The sequence below is a fragment of the Pseudomonas sp. AGC41 genome (assembly GCF_057334555.1).
On record NZ_JBHFJB010000116.1, the window covers coordinates 47,376 to 55,506 of the forward strand.

Consider the following 8,131-nt stretch of genomic DNA (forward strand, 5'->3'; position numbering starts at 1 on the left):
GGCTCGCTCCCACACTGGATTTCGGCGTTCACAAAACCTCTGTGGGAGCGAGCCTGCTCGCGAAGAGGCCCTGACAGGCGCCGATGCTTAATTTTCAGGCTTTGCCGCCGCCTCCCAAAGCACTTCCGCCACACCCTGGCGCCGGGCGATGACCCGCGCCGCCACGAACAGCAGGTCCGACAACCGATTGATATACGCCAGCCCCGGCCCGGCCAGTGGTTCCACCGCGTTCAGTTGCTGGCAACGGCGCTCGGCGCTGCGGGCCAGGCTGCGACACACGTGGGCCTGGGCGATCAGGGTCGAGCCGCCGGGCAGGATGAAATTCTCGAGCGGCCCCAACTCTTCATTCCACACATCGATGGCCGCTTCCAGGCGCGCCACTTCTGCATCGTTCAGGGCCTGGTAAGCCGGCATCGCCAGCTCGCCGCCGAGGTCGAACAGCCGATGCTGACAAGGCGTCAGCACCTCGGTTACTTCCTTCAACGCCGGGTACCGTTCCGTTTCGGCGGCAAGCCCGGCCAGCAACAAGCCCAGTTGGCTGTTCAGCGTATCCACTTCGCCGATGGCCTCGATCCGCGGATGATCCTTTGCCACCCGGCGACCATCCCCCAGTCCGGTTTCACCCTTGTCCCCGGTGCGGGTGTAAATCTTTGACAGACGAAAACCCATGTTCAGCGCTCCACTGGCTTATGTTCTTGCGCCACCATCGAAGTGCCCGCCAGCGGCAGGCGCAGGGTGAAGCAAGTGCCTTGGCCCGGCGCTGATTGCACTTCCATCTGGCCCTTGTGGTTGTTGGTAATGATGAAATACGACACCGACAATCCGAGCCCGGTGCCCTGGCCGATCTCCTTGGTGGTAAAGAACGGTTCGAAGGTACGCTTGCGCACGTTCTCGCTCATGCCGATGCCGTTGTCCTCGACCTGGATTTCCGCCCATGGCGGATTCAGTCGGGTGCGCAGGATGATACGGCCGGGTTCGCTGTCGTCCTGGCGTTGATGGATGGCCTGGGCGGCATTTTTCAACAGGTTGAGCAATACCTGCTCCAGTTCGTTGGCGGTGCCGGGCACCGGGCCGAGGTTCGGGTCGAACTGGCGGGTGATCGCCTGCCCCTTGAAATCGAAACCGATCGCCAGGTCAAAGTCGTTACCGGCAATTTCCACGGCCTGGTCGATCAGTGCGGGCAGGTCGCAAGGCGCCATCTGCCTTGTGCTGCGGCGGCTGAAGCTGAGCATGTGGGTGACGATTTTCGCCGCCCGGGCGCCGGCCTGCTGGATGCCATCGAGCAATTGCGGGATCTCTCGGCTTTCCAGGTAGCGGTTGACCACCGGTAAATCGATCCCCAGCTGCTCAGCCTGCTCAAGGTTCTTCGGCAATTCCGCGGACAGGCGTCGGCGAATATTCTGCACGTTGTGCAGGATCGCCCCCAGCGGATTGTTGATCTCGTGGGCCATGCCGGCCGCGAGGCCGCCCACCGAGAGCATTTTTTCCGATTGCACCATCATTTCCTCCAGCGACAGGCGCTGGGTGATGTCATCGATGCGGATCACCACGCCGCGCCCGGCGCCGCCCATCAGCGGATAGAAGGTCAGGGCGTAGTGCCGGGCTTCATCGTCCTTGGTCCAGGTGACGCGCTCGATCTTGGCGACCGTGTGTTGTTCGACCGTCTGCTTGAGCTGCGGCAGGTACGGCTTGAGCGGCTCGAAGGCGAGGAAGATCGGCTGGTTCAGCGCCTCGTCCAGCCGGGTGCCGGAAAGCGCGCTGGCCTCTTGGTTCCATTGGGTGACATAGAGCTGTTCGTCCAGAGCGATCAGCGCCGACGGCATGGAGTCGATGATGCTGTTGAGGTAGTTCTGGAAACCGGTGAGTTTTTTCTCGATCTTGCTCCGGACCTGGACTTCCAGCTCCAGCTTTCGGTTGGTGTGACGGGTTTCTTCCGCCAGGCCCTGGGCCTGGTCGTAGGCGGCCTGGGAGTCGTCGCGGGCGCGCTTGAGCTGCTGCTCCCGGGCTTCGATCCGCGACAGCATGGTGTTGAAGGCCTCGGCCAGGCTGCCGATTTCGTCATGGTTGCCACGTGCGGCGCGCAGGGAATAGTTTTCCTCGCGGGTGACCTGGCGCGACAACTCTTCGAGCTGATGAATCGGCTGGGTGATCAGCCGCTTGATCTGTTGGGCAATGACCAGCCACAACAGCACGCTGAATATCAGGATGCCCAGGCTGGCGGTCAAGGTGCCGGTGTAGAACGCGGTGGGCAGTTCGCTGCTGGCCACCAGCAGGAGATGGCCGGGCGTTGTGCCGGGACGGGGCAGGGTAATGACCTGGTTGCTGCGAAATTCCCCGGCCTGCCAGGCCTGCATATGACGGAAATGGTCCGGCAACTTGAGCTTCTCGCCCTGCTGCAACTGGGCCAGGCGTTCGCCGTCGCCGTCATACAGTGCCGCTGCCCGCAGCGGCGCATAGCTGTTGAGCTCATCGAGCAGGCGCTTGGCGCTTTGCGGCGATTGCAACGCGTCGGAGATCAGGCTCGGGTTGGCGACCAGTCGACCGATGGTCTGCAAGGCCTGGGGCGCCATGCTTTCCTGGGAAATGTAATAGGCCGCGCTGATGAAGGTCAGGTTGGCCACCAGCAGAACCGTGGTCAACAATACCAACAGGGCCGCCAGCAGTTTCTGGCCGACCGGGAGATTTTCGAGGCGCTGGCGCAATGGCATCTGACTCGTCGCTGAAAGGGAACACGAGGGCCAGCGTAGCCGCTGCTCAGTCGCTGGGCAATCCGAGGTTGTCCAAGTGGGCAATCAGGCGCTGGCGCATCTGTTCGAGATGGGGCACCGCCACGTCATGGCGCCGCGCGACGGCGCAGGCATGGCCGAGTAGATAGCTGATTTCGGTACGCCGTCGGTTGGCAACGTCCTGGTACATGGAGGAATAATTGGCGGCTGTGGCCTGGATCACCCGTTCCACTTCCGACTGTAAATCCTCGGCCGCCGCCGGCTGGCCGCAGCGTTCAAGCAGATCGGCGAGTTCCGCGCACAAGGTCGCCACTTCGCAGCGGTGTTGCTGCAAACCGCCGTTCTTGCATTGATGCAGTACGGTGAGCGGGTTGATTGCACAGTTGAGCGCCAGTTTGCGCCACAGGCGGGTGAGGATGTCGGCGCTCCACTCGTGGGGAATGCCGGCCATGCCCAGGTCATCCAGCCAGACCGGCGCCACCGGCTGGGCGGGGTCGCCCAGCCAGGTGTAGCCGTGACCGGCGAACACCACGCGCCAGTCACCGTCGCGAAACGCGCCTTCGGTGCTGGATGCGCTGATACAGCGGGCCTGGGGGACGCGGTTCGCCACGGCGTCCTGGCTGCCGAGGCCGTTCTGCAACAGGATCAGTTCGCTCTCGGCATCCAGGCGATGGGCGACCGAGGCCACGGCCGCTTCCGCGTCGTAAGCCTTGCAGGCCAGCAGCAAGCGTTTTATCGGTTCGAGGCCCTGCGCGGTTTCGCCTGGCACCGGGTAACACTGCGTCTGACCTTGTTCCACCAGCGTCAGCCCTCCGGCCTCCCGGTAAGCCTGCAGCCGCTGTTCATTGCGCAACACCAGCCGCACCGGCAGGCCGGCCCGGGCCAGGCGCGTCGCCCACAAGGTGCCGAGGCTACCGGCGCCCAGGACGTGCCAGGTGGTGGACATCAGTTTTTTACTCGGTTTGGCGCAGGCATCTGAGGCGCTCGCGGTAACGACGGGAAAAGACCCGTTATAATGAGCCCGATTTCAACCACAAGCCAAGTGCGCGCCTTTGTCATGAGCGCGCCTTTTTATTTGGAGAACACTACATGCCGTCATTCGACGTGGTATCCGAACTGGACAAGCACGAAGTCACCAACGCCGTTGAAAACGCCGTCAAGGAACTCGACCGTCGGTATGACCTCAAGGGCAAGGGCAGTTTCGAGTTCAAGGAAAAAGACCTGACCGTCAACCTGACCGCCGAGGCCGATTTCCAGCTTGAGGCGATGATCGAGATCCTCAAGCTGGCGCTGGTCAAGCGCAAGATCGACGTGCAATGCCTTGAAGTCAAGGACGCCTACGCTTCCGGTAAGTTGATGAAGCAGGAAGCCGTGCTCAAGGAAGGCATCGACAAGGAGCTGGCCAAGAAAATCGTCGCTCACATCAAGGACGCCAAGCTCAAGGTCCAGGCCGCCATCCAGGGCGAGCAGGTGCGCGTCACCGGCAAGAAGCGTGACGACCTGCAAGAAGCCATCGCCGCGCTGCGGGGCAAGGAATTCGGCATGCCGCTGCAGTTCAACAACTTCCGCGACTGATACCCAGTGTAAAAAAACTGTGGCGAGAGAGCTTGCTCCCGCTGGGCTGCGTAGCGGCCCCTTTGGTGGGTGCTGCGCCCCCAAGCGGGGGCAAGCTCCCTCGCCACAAATGCCGCATACAACAGGAACAAAGGAGAATTAGATGGACTTGAACGCTGAAGTAGACCACCTGGTCAAGGCCTCCCAGGCCTGGATACCGATGATCATGGAGTACGGCAGCCGCGTGTTGCTGGCAATCGTCACCCTGGCCATCGGCTGGTGGCTGATCAACAAGGTCACCCAGAAGCTCGGGGCGCTGCTGGCCCTGCGTAACGCCGACCTCGCGCTGCAAGGGTTTATCAGTACTCTGGCAAACATCATTCTGAAGATCCTGCTGATCGTCAGCGTCGCCTCGATGATTGGTGTGGAAACCACATCCTTCGTTGCGGCCATCGGTGCGGCAGGCCTGGCGATTGGCCTGGCCTTGCAAGGCAGCCTGGCGAACTTCGCCGGCGGCGTGTTGATCCTGCTGTTTCGTCCGTTTCGCATCGGTGACTGGATCGAGGCCCAAGGCGTAGCCGGAACGGTCGACAGCATCCAGATCTTCCACACGGTCCTGCGTACCGGTGACAACAAGACGGTCATCGTGCCCAACGGCAACCTGTCGAACGGCATCATCACCAACACCAATCGCCAGCCGACCCGCAAAGTGGTATTCGACGTGGGTGTGGATTACCAGGCCGACCTGCAAAAGGCTCGGGAAGTGTTATTGGAATTGGCCAAGGATGAACGTGTATTGACCGATCCTGCACCTGAAGCGGTGATCTCCACCCTGGGCGACAGCTCGATCACTGTTTCCCTGCGCATCTGGGTGAAAACGGCGGACTACTGGAACGTGATGTTCATGCTCAATGAACAGGCCCGCGACCGCTTGAAGGATGCCGGCATCGATATTCCGTTTCCACAGCGGGTGATTCGAGTGGTTCAGGAGTCTGCATCAGCCTGATCGATTTGATTTTCTGTTCAAGCTTCAGCGCAATAAAAAAGACCCATCCGAAGATGGGTCTTTTTTTGATTACCGCAAACTGACTTTCAGCAATTACAGAACCGAAATCGGGTAGTCGACGATCAGGCGGAACTCTTTGACGTCGCCTTCACCTTCGTCAGCGTTAGCGTAGTGCCAGGCTTGACGAATACGGAAGGAAAGATCTTTGGCCGGGCCAGACTGAACAACGTACTTGGCTTCGAAGTTGGTTTCGTTGTGCTTGCCGTCTGCGCCGTACAGCGGGTTGCCGAGGTCGTCACGGTATACGCTGTTAGCAGCCAAACCGGTACCGTCGATGTCCCAGCCCTTAACGTAACGGGTCATGAAGCTCAGACCAGGAACACCGTATTCAGCCATTTTCAAGTCATAACGGATCTGGGCAGATTTCTCGTTAGGTGCGTTGAAGTCGGAGTACTGAATGGAGTTGGCGAGGAAGATCGAGTCGCCGCCACGGTTGTTCGTGCCCACGCCGATGTAGTCGAACGGGGTGTCGCCGTTGACCTTCTGGAAGGCCACGGTGATGGTGTGTGCTTTCAGGAACGAGAAGGCTGCAGCCAGGGAGAACGTGGTGTTGCTGATATCGCCAGCTTCAGCGCTACCGGCATCAGTGGTGCGGTAGATGTTACCGTCCAGGTTCACCGACTGGTCACCGCCCATTGGGATGGTGTAGTTCAGGTTGGCGTAGTACTGGTTCCAGATGTCTTCCAGCTTGGCGCCATACAACGATGCGCTCAGGTTTTCGGTAAAGGAGTACTTACCGCCGGCGTAATCGATGGAGTTGGCCTCTCTATTGGCGTAGGTTGCGTACAGGCCGCCGTTACGGGCGTTGCGGTCTTGGCTGGTGGCCGAGTAGAAGTGACCGGCTTCGAGGTCAAGGTCTTTGATCTCGCTGCTCTGCAGTTGGAAACCGCTGGCAGTTTGAGGCAGGACGCGGGAACCACCTACAGCGAACACTGGAGCAGTGCTTGGCTGTTGGTCGCCGATTTTCAGTTCGGTCTTGGAGACGCGGAATTTGACCGCTGCGCCGGCTTTGCCTTGGCTGTCGTTGACCTCGCCGTCGCCATCGACGCTCATGTTGCCGGTGCCGCGAGTGCCGTCACCGCCGTCCAGTTTGACGGCCAGGTAACCGAATGCATCAACGCCGACGCCTACGGTACCTTGGGTGTAGCCGGAGCTGAAGTTGCCCCAGATACCCTGAGTCCAGTCTTTCTGGTCGGTGTTACGGTCTTTGCGGTCACGGTTGAAGTAATAGTTACGCAGCAGCAAATCGAACTTGGCGTCTTCAACAAAGCCTTTGGCTTCAGACTGGTCACTTACGAAAGGTGCGGCCGTAGCCATTTGAGTACTGGCTGCTGCAGCAACGGCCAGTGCGATCATGCTCCACTTCATCACGCGCATCGTGATTTGCTCCTTTGGTTTTAAGAGTACTGCCGTCCCACCTGTTTTTTTATCTGGGCGGCTCTTTCTTTTTGTGTCGGCGCAAACTTATATCACGCCGACATTCTTTGGCGACACTTGCCCATTTCAACCTTTCAGCTTCTTTACGACCATGTCGCCAATGGCTCGATCCATGTCGCATTTTCAGCTGAACCGAGGCGTCCTAATCGACAACTTCAGCGTTGTTCTATTGGGTTCGCCATCGGTGTAAAGAGTCCCTGGTTGCTACGCTTGATGCTCCTGAGGGCAGCCTTGCCACTTTAATCTTCAAGCCTGCAGGTTTCGCTTCCGACGCTACCCTGTAGACGATGTTGGGATGAATGCAACAAGCATGCACAAATCCGGTTTTCTTTTACATTTTTTTCACATTTTAGCTGCGGATGCGGTGAAACCTCATGAAACCGGGCTCCAAAGGCCTTGTTTTAAATGGGGTTGACTGCTGGACAGCTGCCATGTTTCAAGCGGGTAAACCGCGCCCGACAACCAAAAACGTTACCGGTTCACCCCTTCGGTGGGTAAAACGCGGATGCTTCGTGCACAGAGCGTAGACGCATTGTGCTGTTTTGGTGCAAAAAATCTTTCGGCTGTACGAAAACCGCACAGGGCTTGCGTCTGCTCAGCTCGTGGTGCGCCGTTAAAGTACCGGTGCGCGGTATTGGTGCGCAAAGACGGTGCGCAGTGAACGTTCCGGCGTTCACGGGTATGCTGGCCTCCTGTGCTCGGGCGGGCCTGCGGGCTGCCAGCTCGATCGCAATCGATTAATTAGCGAGGAGTACACGCGGTGTTTGCCCTAGATCCACGACTGCAACAAGACACATTGCCTATCGGCGATTTCCCGCTGTGCCGTTTGCTGTTGTCCAATGATTCCAATTACCCATGGTTCATCCTCGTGCCGCGCCGGGAAAATATCAGTGAATTGTTTCAATTGGATGACGCCGATCAACAACAGTTGTGGAAAGAAACCACGGCACTGGCTGAAACCCTCAAGGACTCGTTCGATGCCGACAAATTGAATGTTGCAACCTTGGGTAACGTTGTCAGTCAATTGCACATGCATGTGATCGTGCGCAAACGAGAGGATGCCGCATGGCCTGCGCCGGTGTGGGGCAAACATCCGGCACAGCCTTATGATGCCGAGCAAGTGAGCCGCATTCGTGAACGCTTGCGAGCGGTCCTGACCGATGATTTCAAGTTCCTGGAGGGCTGAACCATGAATCTTGAAGAACGTGTAACCGACCTTGAAAGCCGCCTGGCGTTTCAGGACGACACCATCCAGGCATTAAACGACGTGCTGGTGGAGCAGCAGCGAGTCGTCGAGCGTCTGCAGCTGCAGATGGCGGCGTTGCTCAAGCGCCAGGAGGAAATGGCC

8 protein-coding genes are annotated in these 8,131 nt (G+C 59.2%); 4 read left to right on the forward strand and 4 right to left on the reverse strand.

Features of this window, described 5'->3' with window-relative positions; genetic code table 11:
• Positions 1 to 87: 87 nt before the first annotated feature.
• The 3 genes from ACE04F_RS19770 to ACE04F_RS19780 are packed head-to-tail and all read right to left on the reverse strand — an operon-like array spanning position 88 to position 3,672.
• Positions 88 to 669, reverse strand: a complete 582-nt coding sequence (locus ACE04F_RS19770; protein WP_486109310.1) for a cob(I)yrinic acid a,c-diamide adenosyltransferase — start codon at positions 667 to 669, stop codon at positions 88 to 90.
• 2 nt (positions 670 to 671) lie between these two features.
• Positions 672 to 2,708, reverse strand: a complete 2,037-nt coding sequence (locus ACE04F_RS19775; protein WP_486109312.1) for a sensor histidine kinase — start codon at positions 2,706 to 2,708, stop codon at positions 672 to 674.
• Between the two features lie 46 nt (positions 2,709 to 2,754).
• Entirely contained in the window at positions 2,755 to 3,672 is a 918-nt protein-coding gene (locus ACE04F_RS19780) for a putative 2-dehydropantoate 2-reductase (RefSeq protein ID WP_486109314.1), read from the reverse strand.
• Positions 3,673 to 3,815: 143 nt separating this feature from the next.
• Here ACE04F_RS19780 and ACE04F_RS19785 point away from each other — a divergent pair, with 143 nt between their 5' ends.
• Together ACE04F_RS19785 and ACE04F_RS19790 are read left to right on the forward strand one after the other, a co-directional pair.
• Positions 3,816 to 4,301: a YajQ family cyclic di-GMP-binding protein gene (locus tag ACE04F_RS19785; RefSeq protein ID WP_003205057.1), complete on the forward strand. Its 486-nt coding sequence runs from the start codon at positions 3,816 to 3,818 to the stop codon at positions 4,299 to 4,301.
• Between the two features lie 142 nt (positions 4,302 to 4,443).
• Positions 4,444 to 5,286 (forward strand): mechanosensitive ion channel family protein, encoded by an 843-nt coding sequence (locus ACE04F_RS19790; RefSeq protein WP_305496415.1) that lies wholly within the window; start codon positions 4,444 to 4,446, stop codon positions 5,284 to 5,286.
• 93 nt (positions 5,287 to 5,379) lie between these two features.
• Here the strand turns inward: ACE04F_RS19790 and ACE04F_RS19795 are convergent, their stop codons facing one another.
• The gene (locus tag ACE04F_RS19795; RefSeq protein ID WP_486109317.1) at positions 5,380 to 6,723 is read right to left on the reverse strand and encodes an OprD family porin; all 1,344 of its coding nucleotides are present in this window, start codon (positions 6,721 to 6,723) and stop codon (positions 5,380 to 5,382) included.
• Between the two features lie 820 nt (positions 6,724 to 7,543).
• Between ACE04F_RS19795 and ACE04F_RS19800 the strand changes: the two genes are divergently transcribed.
• Both ACE04F_RS19800 and ACE04F_RS19805 read left to right on the forward strand, forming a co-directional pair.
• Positions 7,544 to 7,969: an HIT family protein gene (locus ACE04F_RS19800; RefSeq protein WP_486109319.1), complete on the forward strand. Its 426-nt coding sequence runs from the start codon at positions 7,544 to 7,546 to the stop codon at positions 7,967 to 7,969.
• Between the two features lie 3 nt (positions 7,970 to 7,972).
• The coding region (locus ACE04F_RS19805) for a SlyX family protein (RefSeq protein WP_486109425.1) at positions 7,973 to 8,131 on the forward strand (159 nt) is incomplete at its 3' end.

Coding starts and splice junctions, on each gene's coding strand:
- ACE04F_RS19770 (WP_486109310.1), bottom strand. CDS start 669: ATGGGTTTTCGTCTGTCAAAGATTTACACCCGCACCGGGGACAAGGGT.
- ACE04F_RS19775 (WP_486109312.1), bottom strand. CDS start 2,708: ATGCCATTGCGCCAGCGCCTCGAAAATCTCCCGGTCGGCCAGAAACTG.
- ACE04F_RS19780 (WP_486109314.1), bottom strand. CDS start 3,672: ATGTCCACCACCTGGCACGTCCTGGGCGCCGGTAGCCTCGGCACCTTG.
- ACE04F_RS19785 (WP_003205057.1), top strand. CDS start 3,816: ATGCCGTCATTCGACGTGGTATCCGAACTGGACAAGCACGAAGTCACC.
- ACE04F_RS19790 (WP_305496415.1), top strand. CDS start 4,444: ATGGACTTGAACGCTGAAGTAGACCACCTGGTCAAGGCCTCCCAGGCC.
- ACE04F_RS19795 (WP_486109317.1), bottom strand. CDS start 6,723: ATGCGCGTGATGAAGTGGAGCATGATCGCACTGGCCGTTGCTGCAGCA.